This is a genomic window from Shewanella sp. SM32 (assembly GCF_025654235.1).
In the GTDB taxonomy this organism is placed as follows: domain Bacteria; phylum Pseudomonadota; class Gammaproteobacteria; order Enterobacterales; family Shewanellaceae; genus Shewanella; species Shewanella oncorhynchi.
This window is the reverse complement of record NZ_JAKKRO010000009.1, coordinates 75,718-95,826: the sequence shown is the minus strand read 5'-3', so window position 1 is coordinate 95,826 and position 20,109 is coordinate 75,718. Positions and strand designations below refer to the sequence as shown.

At 45.0% G+C, this 20,109-nt stretch carries 11 protein-coding genes; 8 read left to right on the top strand and 3 right to left on the bottom strand.

What is annotated here, in order from left to right:
- Positions 1–29 precede the first annotated feature (29 nt).
- Both lysA and lptM read right to left on the bottom strand, forming a co-directional pair.
- Positions 30–1,274, bottom strand: a complete 1,245-nt coding sequence (gene lysA / locus L5M10_RS05965; protein ID WP_263212892.1) for a diaminopimelate decarboxylase — start codon at positions 1,272–1,274, stop codon at positions 30–32.
- Positions 1,275–1,331: 57 nt separating this feature from the next.
- Entirely contained in the window at positions 1,332–1,523 is a 192-nt protein-coding gene (lptM, locus tag L5M10_RS05960; protein WP_168825920.1) for an LPS translocon maturation chaperone LptM, read from the bottom strand.
- Positions 1,524–1,602: 79 nt separating this feature from the next.
- Between lptM and cyaY the strand changes: the two genes are divergently transcribed.
- Positions 1,603–1,932 carry an iron donor protein CyaY gene (cyaY, locus tag L5M10_RS05955; RefSeq protein WP_105250439.1) on the top strand — a complete coding sequence of 110 codons (330 nt, stop codon included), beginning with the start codon at positions 1,603–1,605 and terminating at the stop codon, positions 1,930–1,932.
- Between the two features lie 83 nt (positions 1,933–2,015).
- Here cyaY and L5M10_RS05950 read toward each other — a convergent pair whose 3' ends face one another.
- Complete coding sequence (locus tag L5M10_RS05950) at positions 2,016–4,427, bottom strand: class I adenylate cyclase (RefSeq protein ID WP_263255017.1); 2,412 nt, start codon at positions 4,425–4,427, stop codon at positions 2,016–2,018.
- Between the two features lie 202 nt (positions 4,428–4,629).
- Between L5M10_RS05950 and hemC the strand changes: the two genes are divergently transcribed.
- The 7 genes from hemC (at position 4,630) to L5M10_RS05915 (ending at position 20,086) form a co-directional block, all read left to right on the top strand.
- Complete coding sequence (gene hemC, locus L5M10_RS05945) at positions 4,630–5,562, top strand: hydroxymethylbilane synthase (protein ID WP_113940849.1); 933 nt, start codon at positions 4,630–4,632, stop codon at positions 5,560–5,562.
- Positions 5,563–5,566: 4 nt separating this feature from the next.
- Positions 5,567–6,307 (top strand): uroporphyrinogen-III synthase, encoded by a 741-nt coding sequence (locus tag L5M10_RS05940; protein WP_263142975.1) that lies wholly within the window; start codon positions 5,567–5,569, stop codon positions 6,305–6,307.
- 60 nt (positions 6,308–6,367) lie between these two features.
- The gene (locus L5M10_RS05935) at positions 6,368–7,549 is read left to right on the top strand and encodes a uroporphyrinogen-III C-methyltransferase (RefSeq protein WP_263177360.1); all 1,182 of its coding nucleotides are present in this window, start codon (positions 6,368–6,370) and stop codon (positions 7,547–7,549) included.
- Entirely contained in the window at positions 7,546–8,712 is a 1,167-nt protein-coding gene (locus tag L5M10_RS05930; RefSeq protein WP_263255016.1) for a heme biosynthesis HemY N-terminal domain-containing protein, read from the top strand. The genes L5M10_RS05935 and L5M10_RS05930 overlap by 4 nt, the downstream gene beginning before the upstream one ends.
- A gap of 433 nt (positions 8,713–9,145) precedes the next feature.
- Positions 9,146–16,438 carry a retention module-containing protein gene (locus L5M10_RS05925; RefSeq protein WP_263255015.1) on the top strand — a complete coding sequence of 2,431 codons (7,293 nt, stop codon included), beginning with the start codon at positions 9,146–9,148 and terminating at the stop codon, positions 16,436–16,438.
- Positions 16,439–16,529: 91 nt separating this feature from the next.
- Entirely contained in the window at positions 16,530–18,707 is a 2,178-nt protein-coding gene (locus L5M10_RS05920) for a type I secretion system permease/ATPase (RefSeq protein WP_263255014.1), read from the top strand.
- Positions 18,704–20,086, top strand: coding sequence for an HlyD family type I secretion periplasmic adaptor subunit (locus tag L5M10_RS05915; protein ID WP_168825932.1), 1,383 nt, complete (start codon positions 18,704–18,706; stop codon positions 20,084–20,086). The genes L5M10_RS05920 and L5M10_RS05915 overlap by 4 nt, the downstream gene beginning before the upstream one ends.
- Positions 20,087–20,109 lie beyond the last annotated feature (23 nt).

Below are 20,109 nucleotides of genomic sequence, written 5' to 3'. Positions count from 1 at the left end.
AGCGCCTGAATCAATATAATTTTTCTAGTTTACGGCAGGAGTTGCTCACCTTGCCAGAGCTGAGACAATTTTTCTCGCTCACGCACTAAGAAAGCGTGCTCACCATCGACCATGACTTCGGCCGCACGAGGACGCGTGTTGTAGTTAGAGGCCATCGCAAAACCATAGGCACCACTCGAACGCACAGCAAGTAAATCCCCAGCCACTAAAGCCAGCTTGCGATCTTTACCTAAAAAGTCACCGGTTTCGCACACTGGACCAACAATATCAAACTCATAGGCCTCAGAGTCCCTTGGCACGACTGGGATAATATTTTGCCATGCGCTGTAAAGTGCAGGGCGAATTAAGTCATTCATCGCGCCATCGACAATCGCAAAACGCTTGTCGCTGTTTTCTTTCAGATACAGCACCTGAGTAACAAAAATCCCCGCATTAGCGGCAATCGCACGGCCCGGTTCGAAGATTAGCTTCAGTTGACGGTCGCCCATACGCGCCAATATGGCGGCGGCATACACATCAGGATGCGGCGGAGTTTCAGCATCATAGGTCACACCTAAACCGCCACCCACATCAAAATGCTCAATGACGATACCTTGTTCAGCCAGACGATCGATCAACGCTAGCATACGATCCATTGCATCGAGGAAAGGTTGAATTTCTGTCAATTGCGAACCGATATGACAATCGACACCTTTCACTTTTAAATGTGGCAAAGCATGGGCACGGGCGAAGACGGTTTCGGCCTCATCCATAGCGATACCAAATTTATTTTCTTTAAGGCCAGTCGAAATATAGGGGTGAGTACCCGCATCCACATCGGGATTGACTCGCAAGGAAACTGGCGCCACTTTACCTAAACGACCTGCGACCAAATTTAACAGCTCAAGCTCGGCGCTCGACTCGACGTTAAAGCAATAAATGCCCAGATTAAGTGCCTGTTCCATTTCGGCCGCAGTTTTACCCACGCCAGAGAACACCACTTTAGCGGGATCGCCACCCGCTTCAATCACTCTTGCTAACTCACCACCCGAAACGATATCAAAACCACTACCTAAACGTGCCAACACATTCAGTACGGCCAAGTTCGAATTAGCTTTAACCGCATAACAAATCAAATGTGGATGATCTGCCACGGCGTTATTAAAGGCATGCCAATGGCGCTCTAGCGTGGCGCGGGAATAGATATACAGCGGCGTACCATAGGTTTGAGCTAAGTCGGCGACCTGACAGCCTTCGGCGTGCAGGGCATTTTGTTGGTAGAGAAAGTGATCCAATGTCTGATTCCTTACTGCGCTTTATCGCTGCGATAGTGATGATAGTTATAGCTGCTATTATTGTTGTGTTTTTTGTACTTCGATGGCTCGAATTTCGGTTTTAATCTCTTCTACTTCAGGCTCAGGTTTAGACGCCTCAACCTTTTTAGGCTGATTCACCTCTGTGGCCGGAGATCGATAGAGGGGGCCCTTCTGGCCGCATGCAGTAATGAATAGGCTACCAAGCAATAACAATAAAAACAGTCTCATTTTTCTCAACATCTGTGCATCTGGTGACTAATGGCCTTATAATCGCACCCATCTTGACGAAAGCAAAGGACAGAAATGCATGGCCATGACAGATACAGAATTTCACCAGCTCGCCGATGACATGTTCCAAGCCATAGAAAATGCGATTGAAACTGCGATTGATGAGCAAGATGCCGATCTTGATATCGATGCCAGTGGCAACGTATTGCAATTAGAATTTGTTGATGGCTCTAAGATAGTGATCAACAAGCAAGAACCTTTGCATGAGATTTGGGTCGCCACACGCTTTGGTGGATATCACTTTGGTTTTGTTGAAGGTAAATGGATGGACGGACGAAATGGCGGCGAATTTATGCCATTCGTGCAAGAGTCTATCGAGCGCCAAGGCGGCATTAAGCTTAGCTTCTAATCTAAGCCTGCCGTAGTGCAAAGCCGTAATAGTGCAAAACAATAATGGGAGCCTTAGCTCCCATTATTTATGTTAAAAACCAGCTAAAACTCAGTGTCTTGATCGCTAACATCGATACCGAAAGGCGCTACCGTTAACTCTCCGGCTACCCGCACTAAATGGAAAAATTGCGGAATATTAAACCGGGCCCGTGAAGCATAATGCTCATCGAACACATAGTGATGGCTCACTTTATTTACCAACTCGGCCATGTTTGATCCCGCCTGCACGTAATGGCTTAGTTGATTTTCCTCATCGAGGATAAATACATCCAAGTTATCGACCCGTTGGCGTAGAAAATACTGAATCGCGCCTTTAGCCACATAGTTTTGCACCACTTTCGGCATACTCGAAAAGGGATCGTCACCTAATTCAGGCCGCGGCAATAGTACAAGATGACTGCGGGATAACTGTTGATAAAATGACTTGGCATCGCTCAAGTCCTGATAAGCCATACCTAAAGGATTAAAAAAGATCCCATAGCGAGTACGACTTATCTGCAGTGGCTGCACTAAGGTGCTGGATTGCTGCACTTGTTGGCACAAACGCATAGTTTGTTTTAGTAGATTTTTCACTGCTAATTTAAGCTGTGGGCGTAACTTCTGTGAACAGCTGATCACATCCATATCCACAGGTAAACTGGCCCGTCTTAGCCCCGGCGTCACAAAGGCTAAAGCTTGCAATACCGCGGTATCGCCTTCGAAGCGATGACACTGCCATTCACCCCAACTATTCAAGCAAATCGCATCTAACGCACCAAGCATATTGGCTTTTTTACGCCCGAGTGAGAACACGTTCGCATTCATCACATCGACCATCATTTCCTGTCCTTGCCATTCAATGGTGGGATCGCAATCCAGATTGAGCACGAAAATCAGCTTACGAAAATGCCATGGCTGACATAAGTCACGTTTAGATACACGCCAATCGTGGTCGATAAAATTCAGTAACCGCTTAGAAGCTTCGGTAAGCCGTTTCGACTTTGCCTTACTCTGACCATATTCATGCCATTGAGTACTCGGCGTCGAGATCCCATTTAAACATGCCCAAATAATTAAAGCTGAAGGGGTTTTTCCCTTACATATTGCCGACTCGCCTAACAAATTTTGTGGCTGAGGCCCTTGTCGATACAGATAATATTGGCGCTCGCGGGAGCTTGAGACCATAGTCACTTCGGACTCAGCGACTGAAGCACTCCACAGTAAATTCAGCTTAGCGATTTGGTCTTCATCTTGACTAAAATAGGTATGCAACTTGCGAGTCAGCATTCCCAAATCTTCGATCCGCAAACCTTCATTTAACTCATGTGTCGATGCGAAGCGTAATAAGGTTTGGTAGCTCGCTAATAACAATTCATTCAGTTGCTCGTTAAACCAATTGAGCTGGCCACTATGCCAATGTTCACAATTGTCTAAAGTGCTAATCAGACTATCTGGCCATTGCCAATCCTGCACCAGCTTTTGCAATTTAGGATAACGCCAATCTTTGCCCTCTTGGGTTCGACTCAAGTGCACACCACATTTTAAATAGAAGCAGCGCCGCACTATCTCTAGTCGGCGAGTATCATTCTGCTTAAGTAAATAGGTTTCGATAATCTCATAGATAGAGTAATAGGCATCATTCGACGTCGAAAAATCACCGGCGAGCGTTTTCTGCCATAAGTGATCACAAAGCAGAGTTGAATGGGGATAATCACTGGCATAAGCCTCGAGTAGCAATACTTTAATCAGCGCCTTATGGGGCTTTTCTAAGCCCTTGTAGAGCTGCCATAACGAAGCACCAAAGTACTCACTCGCAGGTAATTCATGTACATCGCCTAAGGACAAGAGCGCAGGATTGAGTTTAGCGTCTGGCCACCATGCAATTGTTTTACCCGCCAAACGAATTTGGCTGCGATAAAACTCTTCAAGTAATAGCCAATGCTGCATACTACCGCTATGCTCATGGGCCATTGCGGATTGACATCCGCGAACGGCTTTACCGCCACAAAACTGCTGCGGATGAACTAAGTAAAAATTCACCTCAAACTGATACTCGGCAAACCAAGCAGTCAATCGAGTCGCTTTAATCTTGATTAGCGCCAAATCCTCAGAACACAGATCAGCCCTATGTACTAACCAAACATCGACATCGCTCTTGGCATTTTGGCCAAAACTGCCAGTACTCCCCATCGCATAAACGCCTTCAAAGGCATTGATATCCGCTTCTTGAGTAGTAAAAGGCAGAGAGAACACATCGCAGGCCTGGGACTCAGTCTCACCAACCTGATACTCGTTGATTCCACAGGGCGTATTGGCGGCATGATAGCCAGGATACTGAACACCGTTCTGGTGAATTAAAAAAGGGATCAAATGGAATAAGTGTTTTTGTAGCGGCGATAGCAAAGCTAAGGCGCGTGCAATACGTACCTTATTAAGTCTTTCTGCTATATCAGGAAACTGTATTTGCCGATCCATTCAAAAACACAACACTTAAGCACTTATGGGAAATGTGCTCATGTTAACACTTTTACAAACTCGAGCAACTAAACGTGAAGCCCGTCACGCTTTCACGGTATCTAGAACATCGCCAACTTCAAAGAATCGATACGGCTTCCTTACATAAACGATTTGCCAATGTTAGCATTGGCGCAACTAAGATCTTTGATGGAAACTAGGCATGTCTGAGAACCGCATACGTATCGCAACCCGCAAGAGTCCGCTGGCCATGTGGCAAGCTGAATTTGTTAAAGCCGAATTAGAACGCATTCACCCCGGTATTGTGGTGGAATTGCTGCCAATGAGCACTAAGGGCGACGTTATCTTAGATACGCCGCTAGCCAAAGTGGGCGGTAAAGGTTTGTTCGTCAAAGAGCTTGAAGTCGCCATGTTAGACGATCTTGCCGATATCGCGGTGCACTCAATGAAAGACGTGCCAGTCGACTTCCCAGAAGGCTTAGGCCTTGAAGTTATTTGCGAGCGTGAAGATCCCCGCGATGCCTTTGTATCAAATTTATATAAAACGATCAGTGAATTACCATTAGGCGCAACTGTGGGCACCTCGAGCCTACGTCGTCAATGCCAACTGCGCGCATCACGCCCTGACCTTATTATCAAAGATTTACGCGGTAACGTAGGCACTCGTTTAGCTAAACTTGATAACGGCGAATACGATGCCATTATTCTTGCCGCTGCTGGCTTAATTCGCCTGAAATTATCTGAGCGGATTGCTAGCTTTATCTCTGCCGAAGAATCCTTGCCCGCCAACGGCCAAGGCGCTGTGGGTATCGAATGTCGCACCAACGACGCACGCGTTAAGGCCCTACTGGCACCATTAGAACATTTAGAAACGCGCTACCGTGTGATTGCCGAGCGCGCGATGAACACGCGCCTAGAAGGTGGATGCCAAGTGCCGATTGGCGCATTTGCCGAAATCAATGGTGATGAGATGACATTACGCGGCCTAGTCGGTAACCCTGATGGTAGTGAAATCATCGAAGGCGTGATCACAGGTCCAAAAACCGACGCCACGCAATTAGGGGTTGCCCTTGCAGAAGAGCTATTGAGCAAAGGCGCAAAAAGCATACTCGACGCTGTTTACGCTAAAGCCTAAGTCAATGAAAGTCTTACTGACGCGCCCAGAAGGGCGCAATCAGTCCATGATCGATGCCTTGAATCAACAAGGCATTAGCCATTGGGTTACACCTCTGCTGTGTGTCGAAGCAACGCCGCCCATCACAACGAATAACTCGCACCCACTGGCACACGCCGATATGATTATCTGTATCAGCGCTAATGCAGTCAGCTTTGCCGACTATGCCTTAACAACCGCTCATTCTCGAATAAAAGGCTGGCCTCAAGCTCAATATTTCGCCGTAGGTCATGCGACTTGGGAAGCATTAAATCAGCTCGGCATTGAAGCCCTCGAAGCCCCAGATGATTGTCAGCAGACCGAAGGTCTACTCACGCTCGCGCCTTTGCAAGATATTAAAGGTAAGCAGATTACGATCATACGTGGCGTTGGTGGCCGTGAAGCCTTAGCTGAACGACTGGCTGAGCGCGGGGCAACAGTGCGCTATTGGGAAGTATATCAACGGGCTTGTCCACCACTCAATGGACAACAGATCGCACAACAATGGCAAGAGTTTGGCATCGACACTATTGTCGTCACCAGCGGTGAAGTACTGGATAACCTGATTAATCTAGTGCCAAAAGAGTTATTTGCATGGCTGCGCTCATGTCATATCATAGTCCCAAGTAACCGAGTAGAAGCTCAAGCTCACGCCTTTGGTATAACCCAAGTCACCAATGCCAATGCCGCCAACAGCAAAGCCGTGCTAAACGCCCTTAAACTCTAAGCGCTATTTAGCCCGATTTAACTCGAATTTCGGCAGTAGCATGTTTTCAAGGACTGTTAAATGGATAACAACAAGCACGACGCAAAGAGCCCTGAATTACAGGCTACCTCTATTATTGAACCATCAATAACGACTGATGACACGCCCGTAACTTCAGCGCCATCTTCTGAATCCCAAACAGCCAAAGCCACACCTTCAAGCACGCCGAGTCAAACGCCAGCATCCAATAGAAGCTCGTGGGCGATTCGCTTTGGGGTGTTATTAGCGCTGGGTTTAACCGCTTGCACCCTTGGCGGTGGTTTTATGCTGTACCAACAGATGCAACAGCAACTGCTGGCGCAGGATGCGAAAAATATCGCCCTGCAGGACCAATTACAGCAAGCCCTGCTACAACCCAACCAACGTATTGGCCAGCTTGAACAGCAACAACTGAATGATGCTAAGACCTATCAAGAATTAACAAAATTGGCAGAAGACCAAAATCAACTGCAGGACAGGATCAATAAACTTGCCCAACGCAGCCCAACGCATTGGATGGCGTCAGAAGCCGAATATCTAGTAAACATGGCGGGCCGTAAACTTTGGTTAGAAAAAGATCCCCGCACCGCCACCGATCTATTAAAGTCGGCGGATGAAACCATCGCCGCCATGAACAATCCCGCTTTGCTACCTATTCGTAAGGCTCTGGCAAAAGATATCGCCGCGACTGCAAGTATTAAAACCACAGATATTGATGGTAGTGTATTAGCCCTCGATGCCTTAATTGAGCAACTCGATAAACTACCACTTAATCGCACTGATGCAGAAACCGATGCCCCTGAAGATACAAACATTACTGGCGATTTAAATGACTGGCAGAGCAACTTAGGGAAGACGTGGAAAGCGTTAACCCAAGACTTTATCACCATACGCCATAGAACCGCCGATGCACCCGCTTTACTTGCTCCTGAGCAACAGTGGTATCTGGTTGAAAACATTCGTCATAAACTGCTGCAATCTCAACTTGCGTTATACCGCTACGACAGAGCCGCTTATCACCAATCATTAATGATGGTGCGTAAGTGGATTCAAACCTATTTTGATACTCAAGATCACAGCACTGCTGAAGCCATCGCCAAAATCGATAAATTGGCGACATTAGAACTTGATCCTATTACTCTGAAATCCTTTGCCGCAAAACCTCTGCTATTACAGCTGACAAGCTATGGTGAGCTGACCTCATCAGAGGATGTGCCATTATGATCAAGATATTAATTTTCTTAGGGATAATACTAATAGGGCTCTGCATTAGCCCTTGGTTGGTGGGCAACACAGGTTATGTATACATTGCGGCAGGTGACTACCAGATTGAGACCAGTTTAGTCTTTGGGATCATTGCCTTAATTGTATTTTATGCCATGTTCCAAGTACTAGAATGGTTGGTGATTAGCGCTATTAATCTCATGCTGCGTAGCCGCTTTATTCCTCGCCACTGGCGCCGTCGCTCCGCGAAAAAGCATACCTTAATGGGTGCACTGGCTCTGGCAGAAGAAGATTGGCCAGCAGCGGAACGCGCTATGATAAAAGGCGCCGATAATGGCGAACTCCCTGCACTTAATTTACTTGCAGCAGCTCGTGCTGCCCAATATCAACAGAAAATAGCAGAGCGTGATCAATATCTTGACCGTGCTGCAACACAACCGCTGGCCGCGAATGCCGTCGCAACCACGCGTACTCGATATCTGTTAAAACAAGGAGAGTTAGCTTTAGCCCGCGCCGAGCTCGATAAATTAGCCCCCACAAGTAAGAGCAAAGCACCGGTACTCAAACTCGCCCTCGAGTTATATCGAGCACAAGAGGATTGGGATGCGCTCAAGCTATTGTTACCTATTTTGAAGAAGCGCCAGATCCTAGATGACCCCCAGCTAAATGAACTCAATGTAATCACTCACTGCGCTTTACTCAAAGCCGCAACCATTAAAGGCGAAGAAGCCTTAGAACAATGCTGGCAGTGGTTATCTCGCAGTGAGCGCAATCAGTCTGAGTTTTTGGCGATTTATGCTGTGGGTTTATGCCGCTTTAATCGCAAAGAGCAAGCGCTGAAGCTACTCTCGAAAAAATTACGCACTGCTCCTGAATCTGCACTTTTAGAAGTCATTCCAGAAATAACGACAGCCCAAGATACAGAAATCCGTAAGCAGTTACTCAAGCATGAAATCACCCATGAGAATAATGCCGACTACCAGATGTGCTTAGCTAAACTTTATCAGCAAACACGGGATATGAAAGAAGCCAGAACCTGCTGGCAAAATGTTTGCCGACTCGAACCCACAAAAGCCTCTTGGTTGGCGCTTGCACGGATTCAAGAACAGTTAGGTGAACAAGGTAACGCAAATCAAAGTTATCGTCAGGCGGTTAATCTGTAGTTCTACAATGCCTGCAACCTAGTCGCCGTGATTTGAGTAACGAAAGATCACGGCACTTGCCAATGCTGGCATATTAAAACCCACTTAACTTGCCAAAAATGTTAAAAACTAGATCGTGTCGCTTCTTTTCCGTAAAAACCACTCTCCCAATCCAGATTAATTTCTTATAACTATGCTTAATCTTAGAGTTAAAAAGTACTAAATACGGCCCTTTTTATAGATATAGCTACTACATCTAGTTATAGGTCTAAAAATTGTCACTTTTGCGCATTAAGATCCGTAAAACCGCATAAGAGCAGGCAACACAAGCGCGTCAAAAAGTTGACTTAAGTCGTTTCGTTAGCTAAAATTCCACCACTTGTATCACAGTGCGACATATTTGTTGGACTTGTGCGTCTATGGATTAACACACTTTGGCTGTTGGGAGCTTACTATGGGATCGGTAATTACATCAAAGAAAGGTTTGCTTAAGTTAGTAAAAGGGCAAATCAATGTCGAAGTTGATGGTTCAAATCAACCCGCTAAGGATGGCGAACAACTCCCTAAAGGTGCTGTGCTCCATATTGGCGAAAACGCAACCTATGAAATTACCTTCGATGATGGCACTAAGCTATCAAATGAAGTCGCGCCCAGCGAAACTACTGCAGCAGCCTCTGGCACGGCTAACGAAGCAGCCCTAGATGAAATTCAAGCATTACAAGATCTTATTGCATCCGGTGAAGACCCAACTCAGAACCTACCAGAAACCGCAGCAGGCAACACACCAGGCAGTGATGGTAACTCGGGCTATGTCACTCTAGCCCGTAGCGGCACAGAAACCATTGCAGCTTCAGGCTACTCAACAAGCGGCCAAGCACTGACTGGAACGACGGTTAATATTCCACAATTCACCATTGCAGCAGACTCACCTTCAGCACTTGCTAATGACAGCAACACTTCCAATGAAGATACTGTAGCGACTGGCAATGTGCTCGATAACGACACTGATGTGGATTCCACTCTAAGTGTTGTGAGCTTCGAAATCAGCGGTACCACCTACGCAGCAGGCACAGAAGTGACTCTCGAAGGTGGTGTTTTAATTTTAAATATCGATGGTTCTTACACCTTCACGCCGAATGAAAACTGGAATGGCCAAGTACCAGTCATCACCTACACCACTAACACGGGTTCAACGGCCACATTAACCATTAATGTTACCCCTGTTGATGATGCCTCTGCGTTAGCCAACGATACTAATACCGTTGATGAAGATACCGTTGCCACTGGTAACGTGCTCACCAATGACAGCGATGTGGATAACACTTTATCAGTCGTTAGCTTCACCGTGAACGGCGATACAGTTACCGCCGGCACCACGGTCGCCTTAGAAGGCGGCAGCTTAGTCATTAATGCCGATGGTTCTTACACCTTCACGCCGAATGCAAACTGGAATGGCCAAGTACCAGTCATCACCTACACCACTAACACGGGCTCAACAGCCACATTAACCATTAATGTGACCCCGGTTGATGATGCGTCTGTGTTAGCCAACGACACCAATACCATTGATGAAGATACCGTTGCCACCGGTAACGTGATCACCAATGACAGCGATGTGGATAACACTTTATCAGTCGTTAGCTTCACCGTGAACGGCGATACAGTTACCGCCGGCACCACCGTTTCCCTAGAAGGCGGCAGCTTAGTCATCAATACCGATGGCTCTTACACTTTCACACCAAATGAAAACTGGAATGGCCAAGTACCTGTCATTACCTACACCACTAACACAGGCTCAACCGCCACATTAACCATTAATGTTAATCCTGTCGACGATCCCGCTGACATCACGGTCGGTAACGGCGACAGCGATGCYGGCACCGTCACCGAAGACGGCGATTCCGACACCCTGCCAGGCACAGTACAAACGGTGGCCGGCACCTTAACCGTCACCGACGTCGACAACGGCGAAGCGATATTTCAAGTGCAAACCAATGTTGCCGATGGCAACTACGGTTTCTTCAGCATTGATGCCGACGGTAACTGGACCTACACCTTAAACAACAGCCACAGCGACGTGCAGTCACTCAAGGCGGGTGAAACCCTGACCCGTGACATCACGGTCACCAGTGCCGATGGCACCGCCAGCCACACCGTGACCATCACCATTGTCGGCGCGAACGACTATCCAGTAATAAATTCCGTATCAAATGCTACGGTATCTGAAGAGGGGCTACTTAACGGTATAATTGATGTTATTGGTAATTCTGATACTACAGATGATGTTTCTGCTAGAGGCACAATAAATATTAATGATGTTGATGGTGACTCTTTAAGCGTTTCACTTTCTGGCCCAACAGAATTAATGTCAGGCGGACAAGCTGTAAATTGGCTCTGGGATGCGAATACACAAACACTAATAGGCTACACAGGTGTTATTGGCGGCTCTTCCTATGTTGAAGTTATGGCTGTAGTTCTAACCGCTCCAACTTCTGATGATTCCAATTGGACCTATGATGTGACTTTAAAGGCACCACTTGATCATTCAGACACTACATCTGAAGATACTATTACATTCGATATAGGTATTACTGTTAATGATAATCATGGTGGCACCTCTACAGGTAGCTTTAGTGTTACGGTTGAAGATGACGCACCTGAAATCGCATCTATTAGCCCTGTCGAAGTAACGAATATAGATATTCCTGATACTTTAGTCGGTCTATTCTCTCTAACTGGCTATAGTGGCAACAACAATCTTCTTGATTTTGATGGTTTTACGATCACAGCCAGAGGATTTACCTCTTCAACAAACTCTAATTTAATTGATGCCGCAATTTATGGAAGTGGTAACGGGATAGGAGTTAGCAGTGTAGGGGCTCCTTATCATAATCTCGCGAACGAAGTCGATTTCCGTAAATTTGCAGATGGAAGTTCTGCATCTGAAGAAATCATCATTACTCTCGATCCAGGTACTGTTGCCTACGGCGTGAATATCCAGTTTTCCCATATGTTTGGCGGCGAGCTAGAAGTAGGAATTGTTGAGTTCTGGCGTGATGGTCAGCTTATTGCCACTCAAACATTTAGCTCTGACGCTAATAGTGGTGACTATGCTGCTAATTTCCAAGTCTTACAAGGCGGATTTGATACCATGGTTATCAAGGCGCTAGATAATGGTCAAGGGCCTCACAGCAACGATAATAGTGATTTTACAATAACGGCAATTGAATTTACTGGTTCACCAACCCCTCCAGCAATCGCTTTTGCTACGGGAGTAATCAGCCCAGAGTGGGGGGCTGATGGTAAAGGCTCATTAACGTTGACTGGCAGTACAGAAAACAATTTGCTTACAGCATCAGGCAGCACAATTACCATTACTCAAAATGCAAATACGCTTACTGGTATAGATGAAAATGGTGAATTAGTATTTAGATTAGAATTTACACCTGGAACAGGCACTTGGGAGTTTTTCCAATACCAAGAAATGCTCCAACCTTCTGATGGCGATATTGATTTCACAGTAAGAGCAACAGATCGTGATGGTGACTACACCGACGGTTCTTTCTCGGTTATTCCGCAGTTATACATAGCGCCACCTTCTGCACCAGAAGTGACCATTATCGATGACACTAATAATGACTCGTATTTAAGTCCTACTGAAGTAGGAAATGACGACGTTCAAATACAAGTCGAAATTGATGCTGCGGATTTTGCTGCTGGAGGCTATGTCAAACTCACTATTACAAACAGTGGTGTAACAACCAATGTCGAACTCAAACTGGTCAACGGTGAACTGCAACTTGCAAATGGTTCTCCAGCAACAGGTTTTAGTTATAGTAATGGTGTCATCAGTTGGACCGAAAGCACACCTGCGGCAGGCCAAAACATTACAGTAACCGCCACCCAAACAAACTTTGCCGGAAATACTTCTCCTTCCGGCTCTGACAGTGCAGCTGTTTATCTGCCTGATAATCGCCAAATCGTTGTTAATGAAAGTGATCTTCGTGACAATATTCCTAATGTTGTCTCAAGTACAATTAGTTTTACCGCAGGAAACCAAGCACTGACACAGTTCCGTTTTAATGAGTCCACCATTAACGCTGCGACCAACCTTGCTGCTGGTGTAAGCATAGTGTGGGCCATTGCCGCAAATGGCGCGCTAATAGGTTCGATAGATAGTATTGACGTGATTCAATTAACCCTCAGCGGCGGCTCAATTGCTGCTGGTACAGCGGGTGATGTCACAATTAATGTTGAACTTCTCGATAACATAAAACACTTGAATGCTCTCGATGGCACAAATCTAAATTCACTGATCAATGGTATTATTATTGAAGCTGTTAGCGCCGATGGTAGCGTTTTGACTGGTAATTTAAGCATAGTTATTAATGACGATCTAATCTCCATCGACCCTGTAAGTACCTCTGGAGTAAATAGCTCTACTGCTGACAACATAGTAGGCGCCCTCAATATTATTGGAGCCGATGGTAATGATCATACCCTTGATGATAATTACAGCATAAGCCTTACAACGAATATTACGGGATGGAATGGAACAACGGTTACATTCGCTAACTCCGGTATTACGGCCGATGGATTAACTGTCTTTTACTACGTTGATCCAGCTAATCCAAATGTGCTTATTGCATATACAGATACCAATGGTACAGCCTCTGCCTATACAGGAGCAGCCAACCAAACGTTAATATTTACATTAACGACTAATTCTAATAGCAATGAGTACACTTTCGATATCAATCAAAGCATTGATGAACTTTCGACTATCCAAATCGCAGGCTTAGTTGGTGGACAGGGCGGTATCGGTGATGCTGTCTACGTCACGAGCAATAACTCAGCGAGTGGCTATGGTGTCTATAACGATATTTCTAAAATCCCATCAGGGGAGAATATTGCATTCACACTGACCGCCCGAGATCAAAATGGTGATCTTGGCCGTGTCAATGGCACCAACAACGGCTTTGGAGTTGACAATCCAAGTGTTAGTGGTAACGAAGTTTTAATTGTTAATTACTCTGAAGATGCTGCGACTGCGAGTTTTAATTTTACAGGCGCGACATCAATTCATTTTAAAGCCTATGATGAACAAGGTAATCTGCTAGGTGAAGGAAATATTACCAGCGGCCAAGTCATCCAGAACTTAGGTTCGATTGGTTATATTGAATTATCAGCTTTAGCAGGGACAAACTTCCAATTTACTGGCACAACTGCACAGACAATTGTGAGCTCCACTCAAAATGTCGATTTACATTTTGATGTAACAGTCACAGATAGTGATGGTGATACTAATACTGGCAGATTTAACGTCCATCTTGAAGCACCCAATACAACCCCAATCGCACCTGTTGCTCTAACCACTAACGCTATTGCAAGCCTTAACGAAGCAGACTTGCAGGCTGGCGCCCCTGATATGAGCGTACAAACACTCAGCTTTAAGTCCGGTAGCAACTCCATTGGTAGCTTCCAATTTGGTGATTTTAGTAGTATTTCCGTAACTGGTATTAATGCTCAAATTCATTGGGTGATAAATGCTGCAGGTCAATTAATCGGTACCGTTTATGGACGCGAAGCACTTCGCTTAACTTTAGATTGGGATCGTATTAATGCAGGAGAACAGGGAGATGTCACAGTTACCGCAGAATTACTCACTAATTTACCCCACAGCGTAAATGTGGATAATCTTACGGTAAATGGAATTAAAGTTGTTGCTATCGATGGTGCGGGTAATACAGCACATTCCACTGTCACTGTTAATGTTGCTGATGATGTGGATATTGCAAAAAATGATACAGACCAACTGGATGTTGTTGTTGACTCATTTAAGTTTTCTGGAGTTGTTGCTAATTGGCAAGGTACTACTGGTGGTACAAATATCACTAAATATGATGGTCCAGATAACGATACAGGCCTAGATCAGATTCGTTGGGGTGACCCATCTAGTTGGTATGGAAGCCAATCAGGCTATGGCTTTTTGGATAACGATGCAGCTTTACAGGGCTCGCTATCGCTCAACCAGGATATCGTTTTGGGTACATTTACCCACTACAATTATTCAATTACATCAGGTACATCTATTACTGCAGCCACAATGCAAGTGACCTTTAACGTCACAGATGCATACGGAGTAACCACACCTGTAACCTTAACACTTAACTTCAATCATAACGAAACACCTAATACGAACGACCCAATTGCTTCACGCGATATTGTCACTGTAGGGCAAACTAGTGTGACCTTCAACTATGAAGGTCAAGTATACACAATGCAAGTTATTGGATTTAAAGACACTAATGGCAACATTGTCACATCTATCTACACGAATGAAGATGCTGCGACAAGTTACCAACTGGTTGTACGTATGGTTGCCGGTAATGGGTATACCTTACCAAACACTGACGGTAATGTGTTGACAAACGATGTAGTTGGAGCTGATGGTCCATTGACCATTATTGGGGTGGCCAAGGGCGATCTTACCAATACAGGCGGTGTATCTGGGCAAGTAGGTTCAACCATAACGGGCTTATATGGCACTCTGGTACTAAATGCAGATGGTACCTATAAGTACCAACTCACAGCAAATGCAAGCCAATTACCAGCAGCAGGAGCGTTAGAAACCTTCACTTATACCATTCGAGATAGTGATGGTGATGTATCCAGTGCAACCTTGAAAATCAACGTTAATCCCGTCAATAGCGATGGTATTAATATTGCGGACGCCAACCTTATTACCACTCAAGGCTCTAGCCTGAATGATAGTATGATTGTTGATGGTGGAGAAAGTGCTAATAACCCAAATCAAAAAATATTGAACGTCAGTTTTGGGGGGGGCCAAAGCGGTATCATCACAAACAGTAACGAAAAAGAGGTTGTTGCTTCAGGAGCTAACAATAAGAGCTATAGCACTACGGATGCTCAATTCGTTAATGGCGGCGATGGTAATGATCATATTGAAACAGGCAAAGGCAACGATGTTATCTATGCGGGTAGAACAGGCTCGACTGGATATGGTTCAGATGATGCACTTGAGTTATCAGTCAATACGCTCCTAAATCACCATATTATGACAGGTGAATTAACTGGCGCTAACAGAATGGTTGATAGTAACGGCCTATTATTGGCTAATGATGTCGCTTCGCATAAAGCGGATATTGTAAATGGTGGCAGCGGTGATGACCGAATTTATGGTCAATCTGGCTCTGACATTCTCTATGGTCATACAGGTAATGATTATATTGATGGTGGTAGCCACAACGATGCACTCCGTGGTGGAGAGGGCAACGATACTCTCATCGGTGGCCTTGGTGATGATGTCCTTCGTGGTGATAGCGGCGCTGATACCTTCGTCTGGCGATATGCGGAGTTTGGCACTGACCACATTATGGACTTTAAAGTCACAGAAGATAAGTTAGACCTGAGTGACTTACTCCAAGGCGAATCGGCAAATAATTTGGACAGTTACTTAAACTTTAGCTTAGACAACACTGGCTCTACCGTCATCGATATTGATGCCAATCTTGATGGTGTATATGAACAGCACATCATTCTTGATGGCGTGAATTTATTCACCACTTATAGCGCAACAAATGATGCCGGAGTGATTAATGGTCTACTGGGTACCAATGGTAATGGTCCATTAATTATCGATACCCAGCCTGTAAATCCAGAAACACCGCAGGGATTAACTAGATTTACTGATGATCCTAATACCAATGGCAATGTGATCCCTTAAATAAAATCAGTTCAGATGGCCTATAGAAATATAGGCCATCATGACCGATACTTGCCATAACCATATAAAAATCCAAAGGATAAGTAATTAGGTGTCTGCTGCAGCTTCTGAAAAAATTGATCAATGGACCATTTCAGCCTCACAAAGAGTGTTAGTGGATCCTTTGCTGGATTGTTTAGTGTTACTCACTGAGCATTTTGGCAATCCGTGCTCGAGCGATTCGCTTGCGGCAGGTTTACCCTTGTCAGGTACCGTATTATCACCTGACTTATTACCTCAGGCGGCTTCAAGAGCGGGTCTAGCGGCTAAGCTATCTCGAAAAGGATTAAACGAAGTATCACCTATATTGCTCCCCTGTATTTTATTATTAAAAGACAAAAAAGCCTGTATATTGCGAGAACTTGATGTTGCATCAGATAAAGCAATTATTCAATTACCCGAGACGGGCGGTGAAGAGACACTGACAATTGAGTCGCTCGAAGCCTTATATGTGGGGTATTTATTCTTAGTCAAACAAGAATACCGTGGCGACATGGGCTTCGATGTTTATCTACACGATAATAAAACCCACTGGTTAGTCCAAACCCTCAAAGATTCAGCACCCATTTATCGTGATGCATTAATCGCTTCTGTATTGGTGAATTTATTCGCCTTAGTTTCACCGTTATTTATTATGAATGTGTATGACAAAGTCGTCCCAAACCTCGCCTTTGAATCCCTTTGGGTTTTAGCGATTGGTGCGGCGATTGCTTATATGTTCGATCTTATCATGCGGCAACTTAGAAGTTACCTCATCGATGTTGCAGGAAAAAAAGTAGATATTATTGTGTCTTCGCGACTTTTTGCTAAAGCGATAGGTATTCCCCTAGAAAAACGTTCTCCTAGTATCGGCGGCATGGCGAAACAGTTAGGTGAATTCGATAACATTCGTGAAATTTTAACTTCGGCAACGATCACTACTTTAGTCGATCTCCCCTTCGCGATATTTTTCTTAATTATTATTTTTATTGTCGCTGGTGATCTCGCTATAGTTCCAGTCATTGGCGGCATCATTATTATTGGCTTCACGCTTTATATTCAACCTAAACTCAAAGCGGCAATCGAAGAAGGCAATAAATTTTCAAGCTTAAAACATGGGCATTTAATTGAGAGCTTATCAGCGCTAGAGTCAATTAAAGCTAATGGTGCTGAAGGAATTGTGCAAAAAAGCTGGCAACAGATGATAGGCCACAGTGCAAACTGGCAATTAAGGTCAAAAAAGCTCTCCAACTCTGTATCGAACGTAGCGAACTTTACGGTGCAATTTACCGTTGTCTGCGTGGTGATTTTGGGCGTTTATCGTGTGGCTGATAATGCGATATCTATGGGCGGAATTATTGCTGCGGTCATGCTATCGAGCCGTGCCATTTCACCGATGGCACAACTTGCAGGCCTGATGACGAGAGCAAACCACACAGCCAGTGCACTACGCCAACTGAATGAAATCATGACTCAAGAAGATGAGTTTGAAAATAAAGGGCATTTAGTTAGCAAACAAAGACTCATAGGCAAGATCAATGCTGATCATGTCGGTTTTAGTTATCCAGGTTCTGAAAAGCCTGTGTTGCATCCGATGTCGCTGACGATTAATCCTGGCGAACGCATTGCCATTATCGGTCGAAATGGTTCAGGTAAAAGTACGCTCGCTAAGCTACTGGTCGGGCTATTTCAACCCACGGCAGGAAGCTTGCGCTACGACGGTTTAGACTCAGCACAGATTCATCCGAGTGATTTACGTCGTAATTTTGGCTACTTACCCCAAGATGTCACCCTATTCCATGGTTCTATTCGCGACAATATTTTATTTGGTACACGTCAAGTCACTGAACATCAACTCATCCGCGCGGTACAGCTTTCTGGTGTGAGTCAATTCACCAACCTAGAAGCAGAAGGCCTAGACCAACAGGTCGGCGAAGGCGGCATGTCACTCAGTCGCGGGCAAAGACAAACTGTCGCCCTTGCTCGCGCCACACTGAATGATCCCCCAGTGTTACTGATGGATGAACCTACGGCGAGTTTAGATGCTCGCGCTGAACAACAATTTATTCGTTCAATGCAAAATGTCAGCAAAGATAGAACGTTAATTCTTATTACCCACAAGATGCATTTATTGCAACTCGTCGACCGCATTATTGTACTTGAACGCGGCCATGTGGTTGCCGATGGACCTAAAGCAGAAGTGCTAGAAAAACTCAATTTTGGCCTAATGAACGGAGAGGCTAAAAGATGAGTAAACATTTAACAACAAACGACTTAGATATGGTTGATGATGTCTATGGCGCCATGATGACAGACGCTCCCAGCGGACACAGATTAATCATATGGGCACTTGCTGCTATGGTAGTGTGTTTTTTACTGTGGGCGGGGTTTGCTCAATTAGATAAGGTTACTACTGGAACGGGAAAAGTGATTCCTTCATCGCAAGTTCAAGTGATCCAAAGTCTAGATGGCGGCATAATGCAAGAACTCTACGTTCAAGAAGGTGAGATAGTCACAAAAGGGCAGCCTTTAGTGCGTATTGATGATACCCGCTTTCGCTCCGACTTTGCTCAACAAGAGCAAGAAGTTTATGGCTTAAAAACCAATGCTATCCGCATGCGCGCCGAACTCGACAGCATTCTAATATCAGACATGACCTCTGATTGGCGTGAACAAGTGCTAATTACTAAAGAAGCATTGATATTCCCTGAAGCTATCATTGCTGCGGAACCCGCCTTAGTGAAAAGACAACAAGAGGAATACAACGGACGCTTAGATAACTTAAGTAACCAACTTGAGATCCTCGTACGTCAAATTCAACAAAGACAGCAAGAAATTGATGATCTCGCCTCTAAAACAACGACATTAACGACGAGCATGCAGCTAATCTCCCGCGAGCTTGAACTCACTCGACCTTTAGCCAAAAAAGGTATTGTTCCTGAAGTTGAGTTACTCAAACTCGAACGCACGGTAAACGACTTGCAAGGTGAATTGAATTCAATGCGTTTACTCCGCCCTAAAGTAAAAGCTGCATTAGATGAGGCTATCTTAAAACGCCGTGAAGCCGTATTTGTTTACGCTGCAGAGCTACGCGCGCAGCTCAATGAAACTCAAACCCGCCTCTCTCGCATGAATGAAGCACAAGTTGGCGCGCAAGATAAAGTCAGTAAGGCGATTATCACCTCCCCTGTTAATGGCACCATTAAAACCACGCATATCAATACACTGGGTGGTGTAGTGCAACCTGGGATCGATATTATCGAGATAGTTCCGTCGGAAGATCAACTGCTGATAGAAACTAAAATCTTGCCTAAAGATATCGCTTTCTTACATCCAGGATTACCCGCCGTAGTAAAAATTACCGCCTATGATTTTACCCGCTATGGCGGCCTTAAAGGAACTGTCGAACATATTAGTGCCGACACTTCTCAAGATGAAGAAGGCAATAGCTACTATCTCATCAGAGTTAGAACTGCAGAATCTAGTTTAACCAAAAACGATGGCACACAGATGCCAATTATTCCGGGAATGTTAACTTCAGTTGACGTTATCACGGGGCAAAGATCCATACTTGAGTACATTTTAAATCCAATTTTAAGGGCTAAGGACACAGCGCTCAGAGAGCACTAAGCCTTTTTTTTATAAACCGGGAG

Bases quoted from the DNA above. Each gene is read 5' to 3' on its own strand.
- lptM (WP_168825920.1), bottom strand. From the start codon at position 1,523: ATGAGACTGTTTTTATTGTTATTGCTTGGTAGCCTATTCATTACTGCA.
- cyaY (WP_105250439.1), top strand. From the start codon at position 1,603: ATGGCCATGACAGATACAGAATTTCACCAGCTCGCCGATGACATGTTC.
- L5M10_RS05950 (WP_263255017.1), bottom strand. From the start codon at position 4,427: ATGGATCGGCAAATACAGTTTCCTGATATAGCAGAAAGACTTAATAAG.
- hemC (WP_113940849.1), top strand. From the start codon at position 4,630: ATGTCTGAGAACCGCATACGTATCGCAACCCGCAAGAGTCCGCTGGCC.
- L5M10_RS05940 (WP_263142975.1), top strand. From the start codon at position 5,567: ATGAAAGTCTTACTGACGCGCCCAGAAGGGCGCAATCAGTCCATGATC.
- L5M10_RS05935 (WP_263177360.1), top strand. From the start codon at position 6,368: ATGGATAACAACAAGCACGACGCAAAGAGCCCTGAATTACAGGCTACC.
- L5M10_RS05930 (WP_263255016.1), top strand. From the start codon at position 7,546: ATGATCAAGATATTAATTTTCTTAGGGATAATACTAATAGGGCTCTGC.
- L5M10_RS05915 (WP_168825932.1), top strand. From the start codon at position 18,704: ATGAGTAAACATTTAACAACAAACGACTTAGATATGGTTGATGATGTC.